Origin of the sequence: Litoribacter ruber, from assembly GCF_018449405.1 — a bacterium.
Classification (GTDB): domain Bacteria; phylum Bacteroidota; class Bacteroidia; order Cytophagales; family Cyclobacteriaceae; genus Litoribacter; species Litoribacter ruber.
Genome location: NZ_JAHCMY010000007.1, coordinates 14022 through 39757, shown reverse-complemented (window position 1 = coordinate 39757; position 25736 = coordinate 14022). Strand labels below are relative to the sequence as shown.

Annotated in this window: 24 protein-coding genes; 14 read left to right on the top strand and 10 right to left on the bottom strand. The window is 43.4% G+C overall.

Going from position 1 to position 25736, the window contains the following annotated elements; translation table 11 throughout:
- The first annotated feature begins 23 nt into the window (after positions 1 to 23).
- Entirely contained in the window at positions 24 to 569 is a 546-nt protein-coding gene (locus KI659_RS12775) for a hypothetical protein (protein ID WP_213945749.1), read from the top strand.
- A 42-nt stretch (positions 570 to 611) separates the two neighbouring features.
- On the opposite strand, the gene KI659_RS12770 is transcribed toward KI659_RS12775, so the two are convergent.
- The 3 genes from KI659_RS12770 to KI659_RS12760 are packed head-to-tail and all read right to left on the bottom strand — an operon-like array spanning position 612 to position 3178.
- Positions 612 to 971 (bottom strand): response regulator, encoded by a 360-nt coding sequence (locus tag KI659_RS12770; protein ID WP_246535403.1) that lies wholly within the window; start codon positions 969 to 971, stop codon positions 612 to 614.
- Between the two features lie 18 nt (positions 972 to 989).
- Positions 990 to 2381 carry an ATP-grasp domain-containing protein gene (locus KI659_RS12765; protein ID WP_213945748.1) on the bottom strand — a complete coding sequence of 464 codons (1392 nt, stop codon included), beginning with the start codon at positions 2379 to 2381 and terminating at the stop codon, positions 990 to 992.
- Between the two features lie 41 nt (positions 2382 to 2422).
- Entirely contained in the window at positions 2423 to 3178 is a 756-nt protein-coding gene (locus tag KI659_RS12760) for a sulfite exporter TauE/SafE family protein (RefSeq protein WP_246535402.1), read from the bottom strand.
- A 140-nt stretch (positions 3179 to 3318) separates the two neighbouring features.
- Here KI659_RS12760 and KI659_RS12755 point away from each other — a divergent pair, with 140 nt between their 5' ends.
- Positions 3319 to 4365 (top strand): M42 family metallopeptidase, encoded by a 1047-nt coding sequence (locus tag KI659_RS12755; RefSeq protein WP_213945747.1) that lies wholly within the window; start codon positions 3319 to 3321, stop codon positions 4363 to 4365.
- A 61-nt stretch (positions 4366 to 4426) separates the two neighbouring features.
- On the opposite strand, the gene KI659_RS12750 is transcribed toward KI659_RS12755, so the two are convergent.
- On the bottom strand, positions 4427 to 4873 hold the full coding sequence (locus tag KI659_RS12750) for a hypothetical protein (RefSeq protein WP_213945746.1): 447 nt from the start codon (positions 4871 to 4873) through the stop codon (positions 4427 to 4429).
- Complete coding sequence (locus tag KI659_RS12745; protein ID WP_213945745.1) at positions 4870 to 5478, bottom strand: acyl carrier protein phosphodiesterase; 609 nt, start codon at positions 5476 to 5478, stop codon at positions 4870 to 4872. Before KI659_RS12745 ends, KI659_RS12750 begins: the two co-directional genes overlap by 4 nt.
- Before the next feature lie 293 nt (positions 5479 to 5771).
- Here KI659_RS12745 and KI659_RS12740 point away from each other — a divergent pair, with 293 nt between their 5' ends.
- Positions 5772 to 7703 carry an AAA domain-containing protein gene (locus KI659_RS12740; protein WP_213945744.1) on the top strand — a complete coding sequence of 644 codons (1932 nt, stop codon included), beginning with the start codon at positions 5772 to 5774 and terminating at the stop codon, positions 7701 to 7703.
- Here KI659_RS12740 and KI659_RS12735 read toward each other — a convergent pair.
- Positions 7700 to 8530, bottom strand: a complete 831-nt coding sequence (locus KI659_RS12735) for an inositol monophosphatase family protein (protein WP_213945743.1) — start codon at positions 8528 to 8530, stop codon at positions 7700 to 7702. The genes KI659_RS12740 and KI659_RS12735 overlap by 4 nt on opposite strands.
- Before the next feature lie 3 nt (positions 8531 to 8533).
- On the bottom strand, positions 8534 to 9103 hold the full coding sequence (locus tag KI659_RS12730; protein WP_213945742.1) for an NUDIX domain-containing protein: 570 nt from the start codon (positions 9101 to 9103) through the stop codon (positions 8534 to 8536).
- A gap of 81 nt (positions 9104 to 9184) precedes the next feature.
- On the opposite strand from KI659_RS12730, the gene KI659_RS12725 reads away from it, so the two are divergent.
- A complete protein-coding gene (locus tag KI659_RS12725; RefSeq protein ID WP_213945741.1) occupies positions 9185 to 9688 on the top strand; it encodes a pyridoxamine 5'-phosphate oxidase family protein in 504 nt (167 codons plus the stop codon).
- A gap of 94 nt (positions 9689 to 9782) precedes the next feature.
- On the opposite strand, the gene KI659_RS12720 is transcribed toward KI659_RS12725, so the two are convergent.
- Positions 9783 to 10304 carry a DUF4924 family protein gene (locus KI659_RS12720; protein ID WP_213945740.1) on the bottom strand — a complete coding sequence of 174 codons (522 nt, stop codon included), beginning with the start codon at positions 10302 to 10304 and terminating at the stop codon, positions 9783 to 9785.
- 151 nt (positions 10305 to 10455) lie between these two features.
- Entirely contained in the window at positions 10456 to 11040 is a 585-nt protein-coding gene (locus KI659_RS12715) for a DUF922 domain-containing protein (protein ID WP_213945739.1), read from the bottom strand.
- A 105-nt stretch (positions 11041 to 11145) separates the two neighbouring features.
- On the opposite strand from KI659_RS12715, the gene lepA reads away from it, so the two are divergent.
- The 4 genes from lepA (at position 11146) to KI659_RS12695 (ending at position 15157) form a co-directional block, all read left to right on the top strand.
- Positions 11146 to 12939 carry a translation elongation factor 4 gene (gene lepA / locus KI659_RS12710; RefSeq protein WP_213945738.1) on the top strand — a complete coding sequence of 598 codons (1794 nt, stop codon included), beginning with the start codon at positions 11146 to 11148 and terminating at the stop codon, positions 12937 to 12939.
- 152 nt (positions 12940 to 13091) lie between these two features.
- Complete coding sequence (locus tag KI659_RS12705) at positions 13092 to 13454, top strand: four helix bundle protein (protein ID WP_213945737.1); 363 nt, start codon at positions 13092 to 13094, stop codon at positions 13452 to 13454.
- A gap of 90 nt (positions 13455 to 13544) precedes the next feature.
- A complete protein-coding gene (folD, locus tag KI659_RS12700) occupies positions 13545 to 14429 on the top strand; it encodes a bifunctional methylenetetrahydrofolate dehydrogenase/methenyltetrahydrofolate cyclohydrolase FolD (protein WP_213945736.1) in 885 nt (294 codons plus the stop codon).
- A gap of 146 nt (positions 14430 to 14575) precedes the next feature.
- The gene (locus KI659_RS12695) at positions 14576 to 15157 is read left to right on the top strand and encodes a class I SAM-dependent methyltransferase (RefSeq protein ID WP_246535400.1); all 582 of its coding nucleotides are present in this window, start codon (positions 14576 to 14578) and stop codon (positions 15155 to 15157) included.
- Between the two features lie 66 nt (positions 15158 to 15223).
- Here the strand turns inward: KI659_RS12695 and KI659_RS12690 are convergent, their stop codons facing one another.
- Positions 15224 to 16285: an SDR family NAD(P)-dependent oxidoreductase gene (locus KI659_RS12690; protein ID WP_213945735.1), complete on the bottom strand. Its 1062-nt coding sequence runs from the start codon at positions 16283 to 16285 to the stop codon at positions 15224 to 15226.
- A 348-nt stretch (positions 16286 to 16633) separates the two neighbouring features.
- On the opposite strand from KI659_RS12690, the gene KI659_RS12685 reads away from it, so the two are divergent.
- The 6 genes from KI659_RS12685 (at position 16634) to KI659_RS12660 (ending at position 25551) form a co-directional block, all read left to right on the top strand.
- Positions 16634 to 17260 (top strand): 7-carboxy-7-deazaguanine synthase QueE, encoded by a 627-nt coding sequence (locus tag KI659_RS12685; protein WP_213945734.1) that lies wholly within the window; start codon positions 16634 to 16636, stop codon positions 17258 to 17260.
- Between the two features lie 3 nt (positions 17261 to 17263).
- Complete coding sequence (locus tag KI659_RS12680) at positions 17264 to 19174, top strand: OmpA family protein (RefSeq protein WP_213945733.1); 1911 nt, start codon at positions 17264 to 17266, stop codon at positions 19172 to 19174.
- Between the two features lie 548 nt (positions 19175 to 19722).
- A complete protein-coding gene (locus tag KI659_RS12675) occupies positions 19723 to 22794 on the top strand; it encodes a SusC/RagA family TonB-linked outer membrane protein (RefSeq protein WP_213945732.1) in 3072 nt (1023 codons plus the stop codon).
- 20 nt (positions 22795 to 22814) lie between these two features.
- Entirely contained in the window at positions 22815 to 24338 is a 1524-nt protein-coding gene (locus KI659_RS12670) for a RagB/SusD family nutrient uptake outer membrane protein (RefSeq protein ID WP_213945731.1), read from the top strand.
- A gap of 11 nt (positions 24339 to 24349) precedes the next feature.
- Positions 24350 to 24826, top strand: a complete 477-nt coding sequence (locus KI659_RS12665; RefSeq protein ID WP_213945730.1) for a DUF4843 domain-containing protein — start codon at positions 24350 to 24352, stop codon at positions 24824 to 24826.
- Positions 24827 to 24888: 62 nt separating this feature from the next.
- Positions 24889 to 25551: a hypothetical protein gene (locus KI659_RS12660; RefSeq protein WP_213945729.1), complete on the top strand. Its 663-nt coding sequence runs from the start codon at positions 24889 to 24891 to the stop codon at positions 25549 to 25551.
- The last annotated feature ends 185 nt before the right edge of the window (positions 25552 to 25736 follow it).

Below are 25736 nucleotides of genomic sequence, written 5' to 3'. Positions count from 1 at the left end.
TTTTAACCTTTAAGTATTTTGTTATGAAAAGAATCGCAAGCGTATTTTTATTGTTTTTGATCTCCTCAGGGGCTTTTGCCCAAGGCGAAGTGTTGATGTTTTTGGAAAACCTGCAGCCCTTGTGCGGCAAAACCTTTGAAGGAAAGCTGGTGTATCCTGAGGAAGGCCGTGAGCCCTTTTCCAGCAATCCACTTTCCATGACCGTGGCCGCATGTACAGAGGATACCGTTAAGATTCCTTTTATAGTAGGCACGGATCGGTCCAGAACCTGGGTTTTAACGCTCATGGAAGAAGGTTTGCAGCTAAAGCATGATCACCGACATGAAGATGGTACACCGGATGACATAACCAATTATGGTGGGGTAGCTTCTGATGAGAGCAATGCTTGGGAGGTTCATTTTCCAGCAGATGAAGAAACAGGCGAAATGCTGCCGAGATCAAAAAACGCGACTTGGTCCATGGTGATTAATAGAGATGCGAAAATTTTCAGCTATATCCTTTCCGTAGACGGTGAAAGATCTGTTCAGGTAGACTTTGACATCGATATGGGCATCGAAAGTGGATTATAAAAAGAAAGAGCGGCAATTGGCCGCTCTTTCTTTTTATAAGTTTTATAAATTTTGAATTACATTTAGCAATTCATCCGGGTTTATCGGTTTGCTTACATAAGCATCAGCCCCCAAGTCGATTGCCTTGTTGGCCACTTCTTGGTCTCCATATCGGGTGATCAAGATTACTTTGCTTACTTTATCTCCTTCTTTAATGCTCTCTAGAATGCTCAAGCCGTTGTCATCCGGAAGCCTATAATCCAATATAGCCAGGTCAAATGTTTGTTCTTTCAAAAGTTCAAATGCCTGCTTAGCAGATTGGGCATCCTTGGTTGTGTAGCTATTTTTCGTCAAAAACCTCGTCAGGAGTTTGCAGAACACCACGTCGTCCTCAACAATTAATATATTTTTTATCATGTTCATGTTAATTGATCGGTTAAATTAAACAATACTGGCTTCCTTATCAAATGTATGGATAGCATTTTGATCAATGGCATATACAGCCATAATACTCTGTATAAATCCTCGGATGAGTTCATCTATTCCAAGGCCCAAAAGTGCAAAGTTTCTCACATCAAATAGAATCAGGCGCTCGTCTGCGTATGTCCAGCCATCATCGCCTTTGATGGATAGGTTGGTGCCATATACTTCCCATGAATTCATGTCTTCTGGTAGGGGCTGGTTCAGGGGAAAGCCTGATTTTCGGCTGTAGATCGCCAGAGGCCTCATTCCGTCCTCCGTGGCATGCATCATCATTCTCAGGTCGAAAGCAAAACTTCTTCCCTTACTGTCCGGAATAGTGCCCAAGTGGTACCAGGTGTCTGCCGGGTCTTTACCTTCAGTGTAATTACTATGGATCAATTCCTGAATGATGAAAACCTCATCCGGATCATGGGCCAGTTCAGCAAGTGCAAAATCCATTTCTTTTTGGTTCACCACGGTGTATACGCCTTGACCTGCATTGGAATCAGGGACTTTGATTACCATGCTTCCTCCCATTTTTTCAAAATAGGATTGAAGCTCCCCGTAAGGCACATTTCTATAGGTTTTAGGAGTAAATATGCTGATACCTTTTGATTCAAACTCTTCATTAAAACGGTCATAGGCCTCACTGGCCACTTCTTTGTTGCGGCCACCTGCGAGGCAAGCCTCAATGGGGTTGAGCAAAAGTGTTTTGGAATGCTTGGGGATTCTGGTCCAAGGCTCCTGGGTGACATACCTAAAGGCAGCCTTAATCTCCACCCATTCTTCCTTTTCACCTCTGACAAACATTTTTCCATCCCGAAACTCTACAGGGGCGTCTTTATCACCCAGTTTGTATTGGGCCAAGTAAACGTTTTGTCCAAAAACTTCCGCAATAGTGGCGGCGTAGCCCACGTTTTCCATCGGGTTTTTGTCATAGATGACCGCCAAGGCACCTTCCTCCTGATGTTTTTCCACCATCGGCTTGAAAGTCTTTTCAATGAGCCTTCTGTAACCGCCATGCTCAAAACTGAAATCGAGTAAGGGCATGGACTTCTGCCCGCTTGGGCAGCTGTTTGTTTCAATTAGGGTAAGTTTTCTCAGGCCTTGATTGTTGGTCACGTGCATCAGGTCGGTGCCGGACCACCTGAAATATTTTGGCTGGTATTTCAATAGCTTCATGACCGTCTCATGGTCTGCTCTTGGGTTTAGCCTACAGAAGCGGGCAGCCATCTGGTCATGGTTCAGATTCAAAAATGCAGCCACCAAGGGGTGGATCTGGGAATTTAGTGCCCGGGGATACCAGTGGTCTGCCGGTTCAAAATCGCCGGGTTCAACTAGATGGACATTGGAAGATATGGAAAGCTTCATGTTTAAGGATATTTGATTCGTTAAGAAAATATATTTTGGGATTAGGCTCTATAAATAAGCTCTGCGATAAACTCTTTGTTTTGCCAAAGCATCAATACGCCACTGACTACCATGCTGGCCACCACTATTTTACGAAACAATTCATCTGACATTTTACCCAAAATCAGTTTCCCCACATAAATGGCTGACATGGATACTACACCAATCATGATTCCGTATTTGAGTACCTCGCCGTTGACATACCCCAAGTAAGCGTAAGAAATTATCTTGGTGAGGTGGAGTAGAATGGCATTTGCTGAACGGGTGCCTAAAAGGGACTCTTTGGAAATCCCGTAGCTCAGATAAGCGGAGTTCATCAAGGGGCCCACACCTCCGATCAGGCCGGATAAAAAGGAAACCCCCAAGCCCATGGGTGCAAAATGCCATGCTTTGATGCGGAATTTGCTCGGCTTGTCTTTTTTCTTGAACTGCATCACCGTGGAGACCAAAAGCAGTCCGATTAATATTTGCAGGTAGTCAGAAGAAAGCTCTGCAAACATTCTTGCCCCGATGATGGATCCGATGATGGTGGACGGGAAGAGCCACATGAATAATTTCCAGTCGATGTCTCTCCAAAAAAAGAAAACCTTGGAGGTACTGCTCATGCCGATGCTGATGGTCATTACTGGGGCCACGGCTTTCACTCCTACCACAACGGCTACCAGGGGCATCAAAAGAAGACTGGCGCCCCCGCCGCTCAGGGTGCTTAAGATGAAGATGATGAAAGCCCCAATAAGGACTAAAATGATTTGAATCATTGATTATGGCCTACAATAATTTGATAACTTTGATTTTGAAATACACTTGAAAAATATATGCCAGTTTCCCCACAAGGGCGTCATTATTGTAAATAGTTAACAAAAAAAATTACATCATTTTTTACCAAAAACTAGCTTAAATGAATATAGAACTATTAAAAAACGTATGTGAGAAGCCTGGAGCCCCGGGGTTTGAGGCACCGATAAGAAATTACATTTTAGAAGTTTTGGAAAACTTAGCCGATGAGGTCAAAGTGGACAATATGGGGAGTGTCATCGCCATAAAAAGGGGTAAAAATAACCCGGAAAACAAAAAAGTGATGGTGGCTGCCCACATGGATGAGATAGGCTTTATAGTTACCCATATCGATGATCAGGGATTCGTTCGGTTTCACCCCCTTGGAGGGTTTGATCCGAAGACCTTGACCGCCCAGCGGGTGATCATACACGGCAAGCAAGATATCATCGGGGTGATGGGTAGTAAGCCTATCCACGTGATGAGCCAAGAGGAGCGTGGCAAGCTCCCCAAGCTGACTGATTATTTTATCGATCTGGGCATGAGCAAGGAGAAGGCTGAAAAAGTAATCAAAGTTGGCGACCCCATCACAAGGGAAAGGCAACTTATCGAAATGGGTGATTGTGTGAACTGCAAGTCTATTGATAATAGAGTAGCAGTCTTTATCCTGCTTGAAACTCTCCGTACCGTTGGGGAAATGCCGTTTGATTTATATGCTACTTTCACAGTACAGGAGGAAGTGGGACTGCGGGGTGCCAATGTAGCCGCCCACCATATCAATCCAGATTTTGGAATTGCCCTGGACACTACGATTGCTTATGACGTACCTGGGGCCCAAGGACACGAGAAGATCACGGAACTGGGAAAGGGTACCGCCATCAAAATTATGGATGCCATGACCATCTGCGATTATAGAATGGTGGATTATATGAAAAAGACAGCGGATGAAAAAGCCATCTCCTGGCAGCCGGAAATCTTGACCGCAGGGGGGACAGACACAGCAGGACTGCAGCGAATGGGCAAGCAAGGCGCCATCGCCGGAGCTATCTCTATCCCGACCCGACATCTGCACCAGGTGATTGAAATGGCCCACAAAAAAGATATACAAGGCAGCATAGATTTATTGAATGCCTGCTTGGAAAATATGGACCAATACGACTGGACGCATTGATTTATGCGGTAGCTAGTATATTTGCACTAAATGGGCTGTCTGTATGGAAGAGACAGCCTTTTTATTTCAATTTCTTTCTCGGAATCTTTTTCCCCAAGTAGGAAGAAAGTTGGTCGTAATTGGTGTGCTCGTGATTGCTAAGACTGAAGGAAGTTTGATCGGCAAAAACAATGGTCATCTGCTTAAATTCGCGCTTGTTGGTCACGATCACCTCTTCCTGCCAAGCCAAAACCTCTTGAAGCTTATAACCTTTCTTAAGGCCTCTCAAGGGCAACCGGACTTGCAAACTTTCCTTTCCGGCAGAAATAAACCGGAAGCCGGCCATCATTTTCACCAAAATGATTAAGAGAACTACTGTAAGTAGGGATGCGCTGAATAAATAAAAAACGAAGCCGTATGTCTGCTTTTGGGCAAAATCAATAAGGATGTAGACCAAGCCTGAAAACAGGATGAGTACTACAATCGATAAAGAGAAATAAGTTCCGGTTTTGGGTTTGCAGTCAATCATACTTTTTCTTTCAGCTCTTCCAGGTGTTGCTTGGAGAATTCCACCAACTGGGGGAAAAACCTGTGGAAGGGAGCTTTGATTTCTTCATAATGTTCTTGTAGAAAAATATGGGAGGTCTCCATTTTGCTTTCAAAAGTCGTTCTGTTGGCCATTCCTTTCATCGCCTGCTTCATTCCCTCAATGGTGGTGTAGGACATCAGCCAGTCATTTTTGACCATCAGATCAAAAGCGATGTTAAACTTTTCGGGAAGGGGAAAAGGGTGGTCAATGGTGAATTGTGTCATAATCCTGTACACCTCTTGGGAAAATTCCTTGATAGGGGTGTCATGGTATTGGTCCCAACTTACAGCCAGGAAATGGTCGAAAAACATGTCCGAAATCACAGAGGAATAACGGGCGTAGGTGGGCTTTAAAAGTTCCTGGACGGCTTTTACCTCAGGGTGACTGTCGGTGTAGGCATCGATTGCCCTGTGCAGTTTCACTCCTGTAATCACTTCGGCATCGTAGGTTTTGGTCAGGTCTCCCCTTACAAAATCCGCTATGAAGTTGCCGATCAGCACCTTAGGTTCTCCAAAAGACAAGTATGCGTGAGCTAGAAAATTCAAAATTTACAAACTTAAGGTGTTGGTTATACTTTAGACAACCTAAATATATTAGTTTTCAAGACTAAAGTTACATTTTTATAAGAAATATGCTTGCAATTATTGTCTTGCCCCTCAGCTTTTTTTAAACTGCTTTTCTAATCAAGGTTGATTTTTGTTTGAGCTAGCTTTGAAACAGCGTTTCAAATCCTCATTCTTATGTGTCTTCAAAAATTTTGCTGTTCTTTACTTTTTCGAAAAAATAAATACTGATCCTTGAGCCGGAACAGGGCTTTGGATTCTACAAAGAAGCTTCAATGACATTACAAGAGGAATTGGAAAAATGTCTTGGTCTCCTCCAGATGGAGTGGGATGAGGACTACAAACAGTTTATCAAAAAGTCCCAAAACAAGTCCTTGCAGGAGAAAAAACAGGAAGGGGTGTGTCTTTATCCCCTGCAGCTCAAAAGCCAGCGATTTTTGATTGGTGAAAGGCTCATGCTGACCTTTGAAGGGGAGGGGTTGAGAGATGCCAACCAGTTCCAATCCGGCAAATCCGTTTCTTTATTTTGCCTCCAGGATTTTGTGACTGCTGATGAAGGCAGAATCGGGGGAGTGGTGAACTCTGCCAACAAAAATACCATCACAGTAACTTTTAATACATCCTATTTCCCAGATTGGCTTAAGGGAGGGAAACTGGGGATGGATCTACTTTTTGATCAAACTTCCTATAAAGAAATGCAGGCGGCCATGAAGGCGTTGCAAAAAGCAGAAAAGGGTAGGACTGCCGAGTTGCGGGATATTCTTTTGGGCCATAAAAAACCTTCTTTTTCATCGGAAACCATCTTCCCTGATCCCCATCTGAACAGCTCCCAGATAGAGGCCTTGCAGAAAATGGCCGACGCCCAGGATGTGGCCATCATTCACGGACCTCCCGGCACAGGCAAAACCACCACCTTGGTAGGGGCTGTAGAGGAAAATCTCAAGGTGAATTCCCAGGTTTTGGTGTGTGCTCCCAGCAATGCTGCGGTGGACCTGCTCGTGGAAAAGTTGCTCGACAGAAACATCCAAGTTGTACGCTTGGGGCATCCAGCCAGAATTGAGGATCGGATAATTGAGCATACACTTGATTACCAGATTGCCTCGCACCCCAGTTATAAAGACCTCAAAAAATTAAAAAGGGATGCGGGTGAATTCAAAAGTGTGGCCAGAAAGTACAAGCGGAATTTCGGCCATGATGAAAGGATGCAGCGTAAAAGAATGTTTGAGGCGGCGACCCGGTTGAGGGAAGAGGCATCTATGCTGGAAGACTATATCCTGCAGGATGTCTTGCAATCAGCCCAAGTGGTTGCCACTACCCTGGTAGGTGCCAACCATACAGTTTTGAAGGATAGGAGTTTTCCCGTAGCCTTCATCGACGAGGCAGGGCAGGGTCTGGAACCTGCTACCTGGATTCCCGTGCTCAAAACAAGAAAGGTGGTTATGGCGGGGGATCATTGCCAACTGCCACCAACTGTAAAAAGCTTTGAAGCCGGAGAAGCGGGGTTTAAGGTTACTCTTTTTGAAAAAACCATACAGCGGCAACCCGAAGTGGCCACCATGCTCACCCTTCAATATCGAATGCCCAATATTATCATGGGTTTTTCCAATGATGAGTTTTACAAGGGGCGCTTGATTGCCGAAAATTCCATTGCGGAAAGGACGCTTGAGGATGGAGAGCCAGCCATGCTGTTCATTGACACAGCAGGAAGCGGATTTGGAGAGCAGATAGAAAAAGACAGTCAAAGTAAGTTAAATGCTGATGAGGCCCACTTTACACTTTCTCAGCTGGAGAAAACCATTGAGAAGGTCAAACCTGAAAAAGTCAACCATCACCAATGGACAATCGGTGTAATCTCCCCCTATCGGGCGCAGGTGGCTAAATTGAAGGAGCTATTTGAGGATGAAGGCACCTTTCCTTATTTGAATGCGGTGAAGGAGAATATTACGATTGATTCTATTGATGGCTTTCAAGGGCAGGAGAGGGATATTATTTTCATCAGCTTGGTCAGGTCCAATTCTGAGGGGGAAATTGGCTTTCTTGCCGATACACGTCGCATGAATGTGGCCTTGACGCGGGCAAAAAGAAAGCTGGTCGTAGTGGGGGACAGTTCCACGATAGGAAACCACCCCTTTTACCAGAAATTTCTTAACTACACTGAACAGCACGGAATTTACAGGAGTATTTACGAATATGGTATTTTTGATTAGATACTTCCCCGCTTTTGGATTATTTCATCCACCAGCATCCTATTGCCGGCTGCAATGAAATCGTATTGTCCCTCCAATTCAAAGGTCATGTCAGTCAAATCCTGTCCGTTCAGGTCAGTCACTACGCCACCGGCGGCCTTCAGGATCGGAAATGCCAACAGGTTATAAAAATCCGAAAGTTTGCGGCACTCAATGGAAAAATCAGCTGCTCCCCGGGCGATTTCACACAGGTCCATACCACTGTTGTCAATGGCCCGGATGTCCTTTACCAAAGGATAAATCGGCCAGCAGTAATCAAAATGGGCTTTTGTTGCTGTATAACCCGGTTTTAGGTAGGCATGTGCGTCACCCAACTTGGCAGCGGCATTCTTGGTGTTGATCTCTATCTGCTTTTGCAGCAAATGGGAATCGAAAATAGCCTTTCCATTTTGGATATAATACCGGTCATGGGAATGGTAGCCACCGATGAAACTAAAGGAAAGATCACCAAATCTTAGCGACTCCTTCACTGGACTTACAGCTAGGCAAAATGATGGGTCTCCCACTCCTCGGTCCCAGTTTCTGCTCCCATCCACGGGGTCGATGTAAATATTAAATTCAGCGCTTTCTGTTTTGATTGCAGGAAAGCCTTCCATATAAATATTGACCGGTAGCTCCAAAAGCTCTTTCCTAATGACTTCGAAGGCCACCTCGTCAATTAAATGGGTTGCTTTCACCTCTTTGTCCGCAACACTGTTCAGCCCAAACAGGCCTTTCTCCCGCCTGTGCAGGTTGAGGTTTTCTTGGAGGGAAGAAAACAGGGTTTTGCTGATCTGAATAAAATCCATGGGTTATTTTATCGTTTGGAGCAGTCCGATCAGGGTTTTTGCATCATTAAATTCCTGAGCGGCCAGCCTCCTTTTTACATCTTCTTTGCTGAGAAAAACCAGCTCAATATGCTCGTTTTCCTCTTCTGCCCCTCCGCCCTGTTCTTTTTGGCGGTCCGAGCTGGTGTTGCAAAGATAAAGATGTATTCTTTCTGAGGTGCCTCCCGGGCTGACAAAAAAGGTGCTTAGATGAACCGGTTCGTCAGTCTCAAAGCCTGCCTCCTCCATGATTTCCCTTTTGAGCGTCTCGATTGGCTCCTCACCCTCCTCCACGGATCCGGCAACCAGTTCCAAAATCCAGCCGTTGTCAGTTTGATATGTAGGGTAGCGAAACTGCCTGGTGAAAAGGTATTCATCCTTATCCTGAATGTAAATTACCGCCGCCACCGAGTCACCCCTTTCAAAATTCATCCTTTCCATCTCCTCACTCCATTCTCCATTGGGGTTAGTGATCTGCAGGGTGGCTTTTTTGATTTTAAAGTGGTTGTCGAATACCGTTTCTTCCTTTATGATTTTGGCCTGATTGTCTTTCATCTTGTTTAAAGTTAGGTTGGGAAAATGGAACAAAATAGGGAGGTGTATGTTATGTTTTCATCAACTAACTAACCTAGAATCATGACCCAGACTAAAAATGAGGAGCTCAAAAGACTCCGTGAACTTATAGAAAAAATTGAATTGGCAATGATGGTGACTCAGGACGGTGAAGAGCTGCGGGCACGCCCGATGACCACCAGCCAAATGGATGAATCCGGACACCTCTGGTTTTTTACCAATGAGTTTTCCTCCAAAACGGGAGAAATTCTCGAACAGGACGAGGTAAATCTCAGCTATGCCGACAAGGAGTCCAATTCTTATGTATCTATCGGTGGGAAAGCATCCTTGGTACATGATCAAAATAAAGTAAACGAGCTTTGGAATCCTATATTAAAAGCATGGTTTCCGGAAGGAAAAGAAGATCCGGATTTGGCACTCATCAGAGTAATCCCCCATAGCGCTGAATTTTGGGACAGTAATTCCAGTAAAATGGTGCAGCTGTTCAAGATCTCTAAAGCCATTCTGAAAGGAGAATCTTACCAGCAACAGGCTGGAGATGATGAGAATGCGAAGTTGGATCTTTGAATGTACTAAGAGTATGATATATGAAAAAAAAGCCTTTCAGGTACACTGAAAGGCTTTTTTGTTCCCTTTGGGAAAATGATTTTTGGCAATGGTTTTATTTTTCCATGTAGACAAAATTCAAGTAGCCGAGTACGGCTCCGAAGGCCGATGTGGCTTTTTCGATCTCTTCGCTCACCGTTTTGCCGGTTAGCCTGGCCAAAAGCAGTCCGTAAATGCCGTTAAGGCAGATTTGTACCTCATGTCCGATATCCTGGCCATTTGAGGAAGAGATAAAATCAAGGATATGCGGTTTGGCTTGGTCATAGATCTGAAAATATTCTTTGTCTGTCTTCAAAAGCTCCCAGTGAAGCTCCGCAAGGGCCTTGACATAGGCCTGCACATCTGAAAGATGACCGGATTCTGCTACCCCCTCATCCTGCATCTTGTCTCCCAAATCCGAAAACCATTCGTAAATCTCTTCCTTTTTATCCTCCTGCACCGGATAGTGTGACACCACATATTTCTGGATATCCTCCATGTTAAACTGGTACGACCTGATTAGGTCCTCCATTTGGTACATGTATATAATGTATTCACCTATATTGGTACTCTTCTTCTTTTCCGCAATATCTTTCATAAATGTGTGATTTTTTTGATTATCTGCAATATTATGCCAGTAGCCTATTTTCCATTGATTGGCAGGACGGAAGACCGAAGACCGAATAAAGCGCCATCCTAGCATCAGGCCTAGAATCTTTCGGTCTCCCATCTTCCAAAACTACAAATTCCTACCTAGAAAGCTCCTTTTCAAAGAAATTGTCCCATTCTTTTTGCCTTTCCAGATCCCGCGGGTTGGTCGTTTCATAGTCATAGGCTCCCTCCATCTCCCTCCAATATTTATAATGTTCTTGCACCAGACTGTCAAATTGGTCCTGATACCTGCTTTTGTCAAATTCAAATGCTTCTATGGCATTTAGGATTTGCTTGCCTATGAGCTGGGCAATTTTGAAATGGCCGTTTTCATGGTTGAGTACAGCGTCTTTGGTGGCCTTGTCGGAGCGGGAGAGAAATCCCAGCGACACTTGTGTATGGTCCGGGTCAATGCCGATTTCCACACTGGGGTATATGCGGATTACTCCATTTTTTCCTGAGGTGGAATTGATCTTAGGCTGAATGTAAGTTGCAGTTCGGGCATTGATGGAGGGTTTGTTGCGTATGGTTTTTACCTGTTTGAAATCCCGCCAAACTAAATTTCGGTCCGGGGATAAGGTGATTCTGGACTTTTCCCGAAATGCCTGTGCGCCAAACGCCGCCAGAAAAACCAGCAGCAGGCCTGCAATAATATAAATGGTATGTTGCCGATTAAAACGCATTGAAGGTGGATTTACAGTTTTAAAACCTTCCAAAGCCTATGAAGTTAGAAATTAAGGGGAGAAATCAATGTAAAACCCTAACTATTTACTAATTTTGCCCTCAGAATGGATATGCAAAAAATAAGAAATTTCTGTATCATAGCCCATATTGATCATGGGAAGAGTACGTTAGCAGATCGCCTATTGGAGTTTACCCACACGGTGACCGATAGGGAGATGCAAAATCAGCTGTTGGATAACATGGATTTGGAGCGTGAGCGAGGCATTACGATTAAGTCTCATGCGATCCAGATGAAATATACATATAAAGGTGAGGAGTACACCCTCAACCTTATCGATACTCCGGGCCACGTAGATTTTAGCTACGAGGTTTCCCGTTCCATAGCCGCCTGCGAAGGTGCACTTTTGATCGTGGATGCTTCCCAGGGGATCGAAGCCCAAACCATTTCCAATCTCTATCTTGCCATGGGGCATGACCTGGAGATCATTCCTGTTTTAAATAAGATAGATCTCCCAGGTGCTGAGCCTGAAGTGGTGGCTGATGAGGTGATAGACCTGATCGGTTGTGACAGAGAGGATATCGTGTTGGCTTCAGGCAAAGAAGGACTAGGCATCGAGGATATTCTCAATGCAGTGGTTGAAAAAATCCCGGCTCCAAAAGGTGATCCGGAAGCGCCTTTGCAGGCCATGATTTTTGACTCAGTCTACAATCCATTCAGAGGAGTAGAAGTATTGTTCCGTGTATTCAACGGGACGATTAATAAGGGAGATAAGATCAAGTTTGTCAATACGGGTAAGGAATATGATGCCGATGAGATCGGGATATTGGGCATTCAGCAAAAGCCTCAAAAATCCCTTTCTGCAGGTAATGTAGGTTACCTGATTTCAGGTATCAAAGTAGCCAAAGAGGTAAAGGTTGGTGATACCATCACCCATATCAAGCGCCCTTGTACCACATCCATTAAAGGTTTTGAAAACGTAAAGCCGATGGTTTTCGCAGGTATTTATCCAGTGGATACCACGGAATTTGAAGAGTTGAGAGCTTCTATGGAGAAGCTGCAGCTAAATGATGCATCCTTGGTGTGGGAACCTGAAACCTCCGCCGCATTGGGCTTTGGTTTTCGTTGTGGTTTCTTGGGCATGCTCCACATGGAGATCATCCAAGAAAGACTGGAAAGGGAATTTGACATGACCGTGATTACCACGGTTCCATCCGTTCAGTTCCGCGCCATGATGAATGATGGGAATTATAAGGTTGTAAACGCCCCTTCCGATATGCCGGAGCCAAACATGTTTAAGCATATTGAGGAGCCATTTGTAAAGGCTTCGATCATCACCGCTGCTGATTATGTAGGTCCGGTGATCCAGCTGTGTATGGAGAAAAGAGGCCAAATCAAAAACCAGGTTTACCTAACCGCTGAGAGAGTTGAATTGACTTTTGACATGCCTTTGGCTGAAATTGTATTTGACTTCTTCGATAAATTAAAAACCATCTCCAGAGGATACGCTTCTTTGGATTATGAATTGAAAGGTTTCCAGCAATCCCATATGGTGAGGTTGGACGTGATGTTGAACGGTGAGGTGGTGGATGCCCTTTCTGCGATTGTACACAGAGACAAGGCTTACGAATGGGGTAAGAGACTGTGTGAAAAACTGAAAGAACTGGTGCCAAGACAGATGTTTGAAATCGCCATCCAGGCCGCAATTGGAACCAAGATCATTGCCCGCGAAACGGTCAAGGCTCTCCGCAAAAACGTACTTGCCAAGTGTTACGGTGGGGACATTTCCCGTAAGCGCAAGCTCCTTGAAAAGCAGAAAAAAGGCAAGAAGCGAATGAGACAAGTCGGCAACGTGGAGGTCCCTCAGGAGGCATTTATGGCCGTGCTCAAGTTGGATTGATAATCTTCATCATTCATCATTCGACGTTCATTATTCATTATTAAATGATGAACCCCGAATGATGAATAATGAATAATGAAGTTTAGAAAATGTGGGGCTTCCCACCTTTTTTATTCTCATACATTTTTTTATCCATTTACCTTAATTTTTTTATGAATCGAACATACGATCTGGAGGAACGGCTGATAAATTTTGCGGTTTTGGTTATTGACCTGACCGAAAATATTGAGCAAAGCAAAGCTGGGAATCATTTGGCTGGGCAACTCTTGAGGTCAGGAACCTCACCTGCTCTGAATTATGGAGAAGCGCAAAGCGGAGAGTCCAAAAGGGATTTTCTTCATAAGATAAAAATTGTTTTAAAGGAACTTAGGGAGACTTTGGTTTGCTTAAAACTAATTTTCAGGTCGAAGCTTTTTAAAGATGAAGCTTTGGTTACCAATACAATGAAAGAATGCAATGAACTAGTTTCTATTTTTGTAAAAAGCGTAGCAACTACTTCTAAAAACTTGACATAAAAAACATAAGTGTGAGGCAATCAAAAGGTTTCATTTCTCTGAGACCTCCGTGCCTCTGCGGTTATTTAATCCTTACAAATCAATCAAACCATGCCTACCATCATAGACGGAAAAAAGACTTCAGAAACGATCAAAAATGAAATTGCTGCACGTGTGGCGGAGATAAAGCAGGAGGGAGGAAAGGTCCCGCATCTGGCTGCCGTGCTGGTAGGGGATGATGGAGCTAGCCAAACCTATGTCAATGCCAAAGTAAAGGCCTGCGAGCAGATCGGATTTGAATCAACCTTGGTCCGTTTGGAAGATAATATTAGTGAAGAGGAACTGCTACAAGTGGTCGAGGATATCAATGAAAACCCAGCCATTGATGGCTTGATCGTCCAACTGCCGCTCCCAAAACACATCTCAGTGGAGAAAGTCACCGAGAAAATTAAACCCGAAAAGGATGTGGACGGCTTCACTCCCGCCAACGTAGGCCGCATGGCTCTAAACTGGCCAACTTATGTTTCCGCCACCCCAAATGGAATAATGGAGCTCCTGAAACGCTACGATATAGAAACTTCAGGCAAAAACTGTGTAGTAATAGGCCGAAGCCACATCGTTGGTTCCCCGATGAGCATCCTGATGGCCCGCAATGGAAATCCAGGAAATGCCACAGTTACCCTAACCCATAGTCGAACCAAAAACCTGCCCGAGATCGCAAAATCGGCTGACATACTGATCGTAGCTCTTGGAAAAGCTGGGTTTGTAACAGCTGATATGGTAAAGGAAGGTGCTGTGGTAATTGATGTAGGAATCCACCGAATTGAAGATTCAAGTAAGAAAAGCGGTTTCAGATTGGTAGGAGATGTCAATTTTGAAGAGGTTGCAGAAAAAGCTTCCGCTATCACGCCAGTTCCGGGTGGAGTTGGTCCGATGACTATTGCCTCCTTGCTGAGCAACACGCTGCTGGCAGCTGAGAAAAAGATTTATAAGTAAAAAGTAAGCGGTAAGAAGCTAGAAAAAGCTGCTTTATATCAGGGTTAATTTAGGTTAAACACGGGTTAAACACGTGTTAAACATGGGATAAACACGGGTAGGAGTTTACCAGATATAAACCTGATGAGGTTTTAAATACAGGATCCATGCAGTTGGAATTGGATAGGCTTACGGACCGAGAGTTCGACGCTTTATATCCCCTAAAGATTAATAAATTATCCTCTACCCATTGGACACCCATGGAAATTGCCAAAAAGGCCATTGGTTTTATGGTGAGAGACTCTGAGACAAGAGTTTTGGATATTGGCTCTGGGTCGGGGAAATTTTGCCTAGTAGCGGCAGGCTGTTCAACCGGTCAGATCTATGGGGTGGAAAAAAGGGAAAGTCTAATTCGCCTATCTCGAAAAATGGCTGCTCAGCTGGGCCTTCGCGTGAATTTCATTCATGCTGACATCAAAAGCATTAGCTTCAAAGAATTCGATTCTTTCTACTTTTTCAATTCTTTTGGTGAAAACCTTGATTTAACTGACAGTCTGGATCGCGAAAATTCTATCGATGAAAACGCGTATCAAGAAAATTGCAGATTTCTCCATGGTCTATGGGAAGAAGTCCCAAATGGGACGAGGGTGGTAACCTATTGTGAAGAGGAGAAAATAGTGCCAGATCAATTTATATTAATCAAGTCGGAGGCAAAAGGAAAACTCAAGTTCTGGGAAAAGAGATTTTAGGAAAAGTTTCACGCGACGGCGCTGCCTGTTGCTGCGATCGCCCCGTGAAATTTTCATTTGAAAGCTTTACCATGCCACCTTTTTCAAAAATGCTGGTGTGTTAAGCTTTACCTGCCGAGTTATTTTCTCTGTAAGGGTTTTGGGTTTTGACTCCATACTAGACTTCACCATCATATAGGCGCTAGCGACCAGGCCGGCAACCACCAAACCCCAGCCTAATGTGACACCGTCGTCTTTTTTCGAATTATTTTCAGGGAGCCAGCCCCCGCTGATCGTCGCCCTGCCATTTGTAGTGTACAGATTTCCGGTGGACTTTCCTGTTGAGGATTTTTTGAAGTGATCCTTAAGGATTTTCTTTCTGATCTGATGATCAAATTTAGGTGAGGAAGCATTCTTCAAAAGTTTGGCAACCTTACCCTGATATCCTACGACTACTTCTTTTTGAGGGTGGAGGACAAGATCAATAATTGATTCGGCAACTTTTTGTGCAGATATCACCGGTTCGGGGGCTTTGATCTCCTTGCCCATATAGTTGGCGGCGGATTGAAATAGTGGGGTATCAATCACGGATGGCAATACAGAGCATACATGGATGTCCTTCACATCAGAATATTCCTGCTCTAGGCTAAAGCTCAATCCTCGGATTGCAAATTTGCTTACGGTATAGGCTGCGGAGAAAGGCTGCCCTGTCAGTGCCACCATGGAAGAAACATTGATCAGGTTGCCAAAGCCCTGCTTTTTAAAAATGGGCATGACCGCATGTGCGCTGTTCATATATCCCATGACATTTGTTTCTATAACCTGCTTGCTGTCCTTAAGGGGTGTTTTTTCAAAGGGGCCGAGCAATGTGATCGCTGCATTATTTACCCACACATCAATTTTCCCATATTTATCAATAGCTTTTTTTACCACTTCAGCAAGTTCCTTTTCCCGGCATACATCGGCAGGGGCTGCCATTGCTTTTCCTCCATAGGATTCGCATTCATGGGCCAATTCTTCCAGAACGGTTTTTCTTCGGCTAACCAAAACGACAGTACCTCCTTGTCTGGCTATTTCCAGGGCGGTGGCTCTTCCGATTCCGCTTGAGGCTCCGGTAATTACGATTACTTTATCTTGGATGTTTTTCATGGTTGGACAGTTTTTGATATTATTGCTTCTTAAGTAAAAATCCCCTTTAAGAATTCAAACCCCGTTCCTTAATTTTTAGATAAAATTATAAAGGACAATAATCGCTAATGATTTTAAAATTGTATTATAATATTTTGTCAAAAATCTATATGCGGAAAATATGTTTGAGAGCTTGGGAGAAAAGGCAATGGGGAGATTATTTCAATATTTGGCAATGTGACGGGAAAGAAACAGATTGAGAGGGAATTAAGCATTTGTGGATTTAAGAAAAGGAATATTAATCGTACCTTTGCAGGCTTAATTATTCTAAAACCAGCGGTTCAATCACCCGCTTAATCAAAAATTGATATGCAGATCAAAGAAGCCGTGTCCAGCGGCACCATGCTTCCCGTGATGGAAGCTTTTTATACTATTCAGGGGGAAGGTTCATTTACCGGCCATGCCGCCTATTTCATCCGCTTGGGCGGGTGCGATGTGGGTTGCGTGTGGTGCGATGTGAAAGAATCCTGGGAAGCGGAAAAATGGCCAGTAAAATCCATTGAGGAAATTGTGGCGGAGGCAGAGCAGCATCCTGGCAGACTGGTGGTCATCACCGGGGGGGAGCCGCTGATGTATAACCTTGACCCACTTACCGAGCTATTGAAATCGAGAGGTTTCCAGACGAATATCGAAACCTCGGGAGCCCATCCTTTTTCCGGACAGTTTGATTGGGTTTGTTTTTCACCCAAAAAATTCAAGGAACCCCATCCAAGCATCTATCAGGTAGCCGATGAGTTGAAGGTAGTGGTTTTTCACAAAAGTGATTTTGACTTTGCTGAAAAACACGTTTCCAAAGTCAGGGAGGGCTGTGTTAAGCTGTTGCAGCCGGAATGGAGCAAAGCCTCAACCTTTACTGAGCAGATAGTAAATTATGTAAAAAGTAACCCAAATTGGAAAATATCGCTACAAACTCATAAATTTATGGATATTCCATAAATTATGAAGAAGTTACTTTTGCTTTTGGTGTTTATTTTTTCGGCCTTTTTTGTGCAGGCGCAAGATTATTCCGTAATCGATAGGCGCGCAATCAAACTGCATGAGGAGGGTGAAGAACTGGTATTGAAGCGAAGGTATGACGAGGCCATACAGAAGTTTGAGGCCTCTATTAATAGAAGTAGCAATTTTTTTGAATCTTACATCCGTTGGTCCCAGTTGCTATTGATGAAAGGGGATCCCGACCAGGCCATGGCTGTTGCTGAAAAAGGTGCCGCCCGGGTAAAGGACAACCCAAAGATCAAAGGTGATTTCGGCTGGCTGAAAGCCAACATCCTGATGAGAGTAGGGAAGTTTGAGCAAGCAGTCAATGTGTTTGATGAAAGTGAGCCCTTATTTACAGATCGGTTTAGGACAACTTCTCATTATAAGGAGTTTGTGGAGCAGCTCAATTTTATCAAAAAGCATATCGCTTCGCCTTTGGACATCACCAAAGAGAAGCTTCCCGCTCCCTTAAACGGTTTCAATCTTCAGTACTTTCCCGTGCTGACTGCCGATAGCCGCAAGATCCTCTTCACCAAAAGGGACGGTCTTTCCTTCCATGACAATGAAGATATATTTGTGAGCTACTATGAGGAAGACGGCTGGACGGAGCCGAGCCCTATCTCTACTACGGTGAACACCAACTATAATGAGGGTACCTGCACCATTTCCGCTGACGGCAATATCCTGATCTATACGAGTTGTGACGCTCCGGACTCCTTTGGCAGTTGTGATCTGTACGTGACATATAAAGTAAACGGCAAATGGCAAAGGCCCACCAACATGGGCAAAAATGTGAATTCCCGCCAATGGGACTCCCAACCCTCACTTTCGGCGGATGGGAGTATTTTGTTTTTCTCCAGCAATAGGAGAGGAGGGTACGGGGGGAATGATATCTGGTACTCTGTCCGTCAAATAGACGGCAGCTGGGGAGAGGCCAAAAACCTGGGTGAAGGGGTGAATACTCCGAAAGATGAGGTGAGTCCATTCATTTACTTTAACAATGAATTGTTATTCTTTGCTTCCAATGGCCATCTGGGTTTTGGGGGGATGGATATTTTTATGTCTAGGATGGAAAACGGTGTCTTTAGCGAGCCGGAAAACCTGGGCTACCCCATCAACGATCACCAAGATCAGCTTGCTTTATTCATTACCGCCCAGCGGGATTTTGCCTATTATACTGAGAACTCCTTTAAGGATGGAAGACTTGACGCCTCTTATCTGTATAGGTTTCCTTTCCCGCAGGAAATAGACCTAGGTGAGAAAATTCTTGTCACCGAGGGCAGAGTGCTGGATAGCAAGACTGGAAAACCAATTGATGCAAGGCTATCTTTGGTAAGCTTGTCCAATGACAGTACTATTTATCAGTTCCGCTCAGATGGGGAGTCGGGCAAGTTTATGATGCTGTACCCCAACAAGACCTTCTCAGGCTTATATGTGGAGAAGAAGGGTTTTCTGCCAAAGATCTATAATGTGGAAAAGGACAACCTGATGGACCGTTCTGGAATGGAGATAGAACTTACACCAGTGGCATCGGGCGAACAGTTTCTTTTTGAAAATGTATTTTTTGATTTTGACAAGGCCGACCTCAGGCCGGAATCCAAAAGCTCTATCGGTAGGTTACGGAATTTTCTACAGGAAAATCCTGAAGTCAATATCCTGATAGAAGGCCATACGGATAACGTGGGGAATCCGGGCTACAACCAGCAACTTAGTGAAAAAAGAGCCCTCTCCGTCAAGCAGGAGTTAATTTCGTTGGGGATAGCGGAAGCAAGAATTTCTACCAAGGGGTATGGAGATCAAAATCCTGTAGTGCCCAATGATACTTCCTCAAACCGCTCCAAAAACAGAAGAATCGAAATTGTAGTAGAATAGGTAATTTTTTAGACTTTACACAATAAATCCCGCCAAATACAAGCTTTTCTATTTATGCAATCGGTGTAATAGTACAATTTGGGTAATATGTTTAATTAAATTTATTTGACGTTGTGTTTAAGCAAAATTAAGCAATTTGCTTTGATGAGCGGTAGAACCTGTTAAAATGATTATATAATTTATATATTCTAATTTAATATCTGTAAAGTTATATTTGTAATGATTTTTTAATATTTTTTAATAGATAATAAGGGTATAGTATGAAATACGCTTATTAGTTAAATACAATTTGGATTTAACAGATTTTAACTTTCTTAAAGATTTCTTAAAAAAAAATTTTATTCTGATTATAAGGTTGTATTTCGTTTGATTTTTTTAACAAAGGAAATATGGTTTGATCTTTTGGTAGAATATTCTGATTTTTTCTACAATGGTTATTTTGTTTAGAAGTAAAAATAGTAGCGATATTGATTTAATTTTCCTCAGCTATTGGATTATTATAAGAGATGCGCTAAAATTGGGAATCGTTAAACCAAAAAAAATATTTTATGAGGAAAGTTTTACTTCTAGGACTTGTGCTCTTAATGGCAGCAGCTACGGCTTTTGCACAGGAGCGTCGAGTTACTGGGACAGTGACCTCGGCTGAGGATGGTTATCCCATTCCCGGGGCGTCTGTTGTTGTAAGGGGAACCACCGTCGGTACTGCTACTGACTTGGATGGTAATTTCTCCCTATCGGTACCACAAGGCAACAATGTGCTTGTGGTAAGCTTTATTGGTAATGTTAGCCAAGAAGTAACAATTGGTAACAGAACCAATTTTGAAATCGTAATGCAGCCAGACATTACAAGCTTAAGTGAAGTAATCGTAACTGGTTACGGCACGCAGCAGAAAAGAGAAGTAACAGGTGCTGTATCTTCTGTAAAAGGTGAATTGATCGAAAACCTGCCAATGCAGTCTTTCGACAGAGCCCTTCAAGGTAGAGCTTCTGGTGTTCAGGTAAGATCTGCAAACGGTCTTCCAGGTGGTGCGGTAAACATCCGTATTAGAGGTGTTGGTTCTGTTAACGCAGGTAACGAGCCTCTTTATATTGTGGATGGAGTTCAGATGAACAGTCAGGATAACGCTTCCATGACACAGGCTAACCCGCTTGCGTTCTTGAACCCTAACGATATCGAGTCTATGGAGATCTTGAAAGATGCTGCTTCTGCTGCTATTTACGGTTCTCAGGCTGCTAATGGTGTTGTGATCATCACAACCAAAAAAGGTAAGCAAGGTAAAGCAAGATTCGAATTCAATGCTTTCACGGGTGTGACTCAGCCGATGAAATACCTAGACGTATTGAATGGTCCAGAGTGGTATGAAATGAGAAGAGACTCATTCATTAACAGTGGAGTAGGTAACCCAGAGGCAAATGCCTTGAATAACATGGCTCGTCTTCCAGGCAACTGGCAGTCTCTTTCTAGAGAAGAGTTGGATGCTATCGGACAAGGACTACCTTCTACTGATTGGCAAAGAGAATTGATGGGGCAGGGCCGTCTTCAAAATTATGAGCTTTCTGCCACAGGTGGTGATAAGCAAACTCAATTTTATGTGTCAGGTTCTTACAACTATCAGGAATCTACTTTCCGTCCAGTTGACTTTGAAAGAGGTACATTCCGTGCTAGCTTGAAGCATCAGGCAAATGAGAGACTTAACATTGAGACAAATGTTAACTTAGCAACAGTTAATCAGACTATTCCTTTCTCCGTGGATGGTGCGTTCTTGGGTAATCCTGCCTTCTCAGCGTCTGCAATTCTTCCTCACAACCCAGTGAGAAACGAAGATGGTACCTATAATCAAGCAATTGGTGGTGTATTGGGTCAAAATATTGCCATGGTAAATGAATATAACAGTGGTAACAATAGAACCAATACTTTGGTAGGTAACGTAGTTGCAACTTATAAGCTTGCTGACAACTTGACTTGGAGATCATTGGCGGGTATTAATTATCGTACAATTCAGGGGGAAAGCTATAGAGATCCACGTACTCCTGATGGAGCGGGTGTTCAAGGAAGAGCTTCTCAAATGACTGACTTCAGAACTAATTTCATTACGACCCATACTCTAAACTGGAATAAGACTTACGCTAACGTTCACAACGTATCTGCAATCGGTGGTTTGGAATTCGTAAACGAGTCAAGAGAAGGATTCTCTGGAGCTGGTATCGGCTTCCCAACTTTCCAATTCAGAACAATCCAATCAGCTGCTACTCCTGAGAGTATCACAGGTTTCTGGACAGGTTACAGAAGATTCGGTGGTTTTGGTTCTGTAAACTATGACTACAACAAGAAATATCTATTGACATTGACTGCCCGTTATGACGGTTCTTCCCGATTCGGTGCCAATACTAGATATGGTTTGTTCCCTTCTATCCGAGGTGGATGGTATTTGAAAGAAGAGAATTTCTTGAGAGAAAGCTCTACGGTATCTGATTTGAAAATTAGAGCTTCTTGGGGTAGAACTGGTAACGACCAGATCGGTAACTTCGACGCAAGAGGTCTTTATGGTGGTGCAGGTAACTATGGTGGAGCAGCAGGTATCAGACCTTCTTCTCTAGCTAACTTAAACCTAGGATGGGAAACCAACGAAACCATTAACTTGGGTATTGACTACGGGTTATTCAATAATAGAGTTTCTGGTAGTGTGGATGTGTTTGATAGAAGAACCAAAGACCTTCTTTTGAGCCAGCCAATCCTTTGGACAAACGGATTCGGTTCTATTGCCAACAACGTAGGTGAGCTTCAAAACAGAGGTATCGAGGTTGAAATTTCAACTGTAAATATTGATAGAGGTGGTTTCAGATGGAATACAAGCTTCAACTTCACTTATATCAAAAACGAGATCGTATCTCTTTATGATGATCTAGACTTCATCCAAGGTGCTGGTGTCCTTAACAGACTTGCTGTGGGACAGCCTGTAGGTAACCCTGCATTCCCAGGTCAGTCTGCTCCAGGTGCTCACTTCAGAGAAGAGTATGCTGGTGTAAACCCTGCAACTGGTCGTCCGATGTGGTTGGATGCTAACGGCAACAGAACTTATATGCCAATAGCTGCCGACAGACAATACTTTGGAAGTAACTTGGCTCCTTATTATGGTGGTTTCAACAATACCATTTCATATAAAGGATTTGAATTGACTGCCTTCTTCACTTATGAGTATGGTGCAGTAGTAACAGACGGTCAGTATGGTTTCCTTTACGAAAACGGAACACGTTTGACGATTAATGCTTTAAGAGAGGTTAATGACAGATCATGGAGAGAGCCAGGTCAAATCACAGATGTTCCTAGAAATATTTCTGCGAATGGTGGTAATGAAGTAAGGTCTCTTAGCAGAAATACAGGTACTGCTCAATTGCTTAGCGCTGACTTCGTAAGACTTGCTCAATTGATGGTAGCTTATAACATTCCTACTACTGCAGTAAGAAGACTAGGCTTGAACAGAGCTAGAGTATATGCTCAGGGTGTAAACCTTTGGACTTATGCAGACTATCCAGGTTATGATCCTGAATTCGTAGGTGCTGGTACAGGCCAATTGCCAATGACCAGAAACTTCATCATGGGTGTTCAGCTTGGTTTCTAAAATATTAAAAGAAGATAAATATGAAATTTGTATATAGACTGGCTTTAGCGGCAATGTTAGGAGGTAGCGCAATGATGACTACCGGCTGCGAAGGCATTTTGGATGTAGATCCACGCCAATCTATCGATGCTGATGGAGCACTAAGCTCTCCTCAAGCGATGAATGCGGCGATGAATTCTGTCTATGCTAGATTAAGAGGTGTTACAAATTACGGTCGTGATTTGTTAGCGCTTTCTGATGCATTGGCAGATGTTGGGGTGACTACCAACAATTCTGGGCGATTGATCCAGGAAAATAACAACCAGCCAAGAGCCCACTTTAACTTATGGCAAAATAGCTATTATGCTATTAATGAAGCTAACCTTATTCTTGATGCGTTAGCCCAGGGAGTGGAAGGAGCTACTGCGAATCAAATTTCGGCATGGGAAGGTGAAGCGAAGTTTTTGAGAGCTTTGTATTTCTTTGACCTTGTAAGAGCCTACAGCTACATCCCGACTTATATTTACGAGCCAGGTTTAGTTGATAATGGCGGTATTCCTATGCCACTTGAAGGATCTATCACTTCTGAGGTTGCTCAGAATAGATTCTCTCCAAGAACTCCAGTTAATGAAGTGTACGCACAGATTTATACAGACTTGGAAGATGCAATCAGGCTTCTAAGTGCAGGCGGAAGAGGTCCAACTTACGCCTCTGGAAGTGCAGCCCACGCTTTGCTTTCTAGAGTGGCACTTTATAATGGAGATTATACCAAAGCCATCGCTGAAGCAACTGCTGCGCTGGAATCTCCTGTTGGAACCGTCATGAGCGGGATGGGTTATGTGGATGGCTGGAGATCGGAGCAGAACCCTGAGTCCATGTTTGAAGTAAGATTTCAAATTGCAGCTGAATCAATCGGTGTGAACGAATCTCTTCAGACAACCTACACTACTTTGCTAGATCTTACAGGTAGCAAAAACAGACAAGGTGGATGGGGTGATTTTGTACCTAACGCAACTGTCCGTGGATTCTTCGGTCTTTCTGCAGTTCAAATAGGAGATGATCCTGCTGATAACGATGACTGGGATGTAACCAGAAATGAAGATTACAGAGGTTATCTTTATACAACCGGTAACACGGTAAGAAACGCTGGCCGTCAAATCGAAAGTATCAAATTTGCTTCTAAAAGTGGATTTGCTTACGGTGATAACGTACCAGTAATCAGAAAGTCTGAAATGTTGTTGAACAGAGCTGAGGCTTATTACTTCAATAATAATCCAGGTGCTGCTTTGGCTGATCTTAATGAACTTAAGGCTGCTAGAGGTTTGACTGCTGTGGATTTGAGCGGAGAAGCTCTTTTTGATGAGATCCTTTTGGAAAGGTTCAAGGAGTTTGCTTTCGAAGGTCACAGGTTCTTCGATCTTAAGAGACATGGTAGAGCCATCGACAAGAGAAGCTACTTAGGAGCAAATGCTTTTGTTCCTGCGGATGACTTCAGAATCTTGCCTCCATTCCCTCAAAGAGAAGTGGACATCAACACCAACCTTAACCAAAACAGAGGATATTAATAAATAAGAATATGAAAAAATTAGTTTCTATATTTTCCCTCCTGTTGGTAGTGCTTCTAGGTTCTTGTATAGAGCAGGAATATGCCATCTGGAGAGGGTCAGAGGTAGAATTCCAATATGCGGTGGTTAACGCACCTGCTTCTGGAGTTACTTACCCTAGAATGGCTGTATCCAATACAGTCGGAACAGTGAGTCTACAGGTTAACCTTGTAGCTGAGCAGAGAACAAATGATGAAACCATCACGTATACCGTAGTAAGTGAGGGAACTACCGCAGTAGCTGGTACTCATTACAACGCATCTGGTTCTTTCGTAATCCCTGCTAATTCAAGCTTCGGCGAATTGCAGGTTGAGATCTTGGATACCGGTGCAGGTACTGAGGTAGTTGATCTTCTTTTGGAGCTTGAAGGAAACGCGACTATCGAGGCTAGCGAAAACTACAAGAGAGTTCAGATTAGAATCTCTCAGCCTGCTCCACCGGCTGAATAATCTAAGTATATGTTAAATATAAAGGTCGGCATTCTTTGCCGGCCTTTTTTAAAGTCCTGTTTATGAAAAAGATTCTTTTAGGTTTATTATTGTGTTTAGTAGGTAATTTGAGTTTTGCCCAACTGAGAGTCTACAACGATATGGCCTCAGGTGCTCCGGTAATGAAGGATGCCTTCACAGGCATTAATGGCGACCATTTTTTCCATGATTTTGCCGAAGGCATCATCATCCATAGTAAAAAAGATTCTGCCCAAAACATGCAGGTAAGGCTTAATGCTCACGACCATAGATTAGAATATCTTAAGCAAGGTGAGGTGTTTTCTTATGGAGCAAAAGATATTAGAGGGTTTATTGTAAATGAAAACGGTAGAAATACCTACTACACATCCGAGTATGTCATTCCCCACCTAAAAGACAAAGCCTTTACAAAAGTGCTTGCCGAAGGAGATGAGTACAAGCTTATCGAGTTCAAGCATAAGGTGATAGTAGATGATCCAAATGCAACGTATGGCGCTGCAGCCAAAAAGGCCTTCTCTGATAGGGTATCACACTACATAGTCAAAGATGAGGAGGTAAAACAGCTGAGCAACCGCAACAAGCAATTGAAGGAAGTATTTGGGGATGATTACGATCGGGTAAAGGAAATCCAAAAGAATTCTGGACTCAACCTAAAAGACCCTGACCACCTTCGTGTGGTAGTTAATTTCCTAAATGATGAGAAATGATAAAGGCAATTACAACTAGGTTGTAAACTTGTGTTTTTGCAAGGTTATAAAGGGTATAGAAGTTTTCTATACCTTTTTTTTTTGAGACGGAAGACAGAAGACCGGAGACGGAAGACGGGAGAGACTCTGGTTTTCTTTCCAATATTTTTCTTAACTTCATCTAATAAGCAGTATCCCCAAAACAA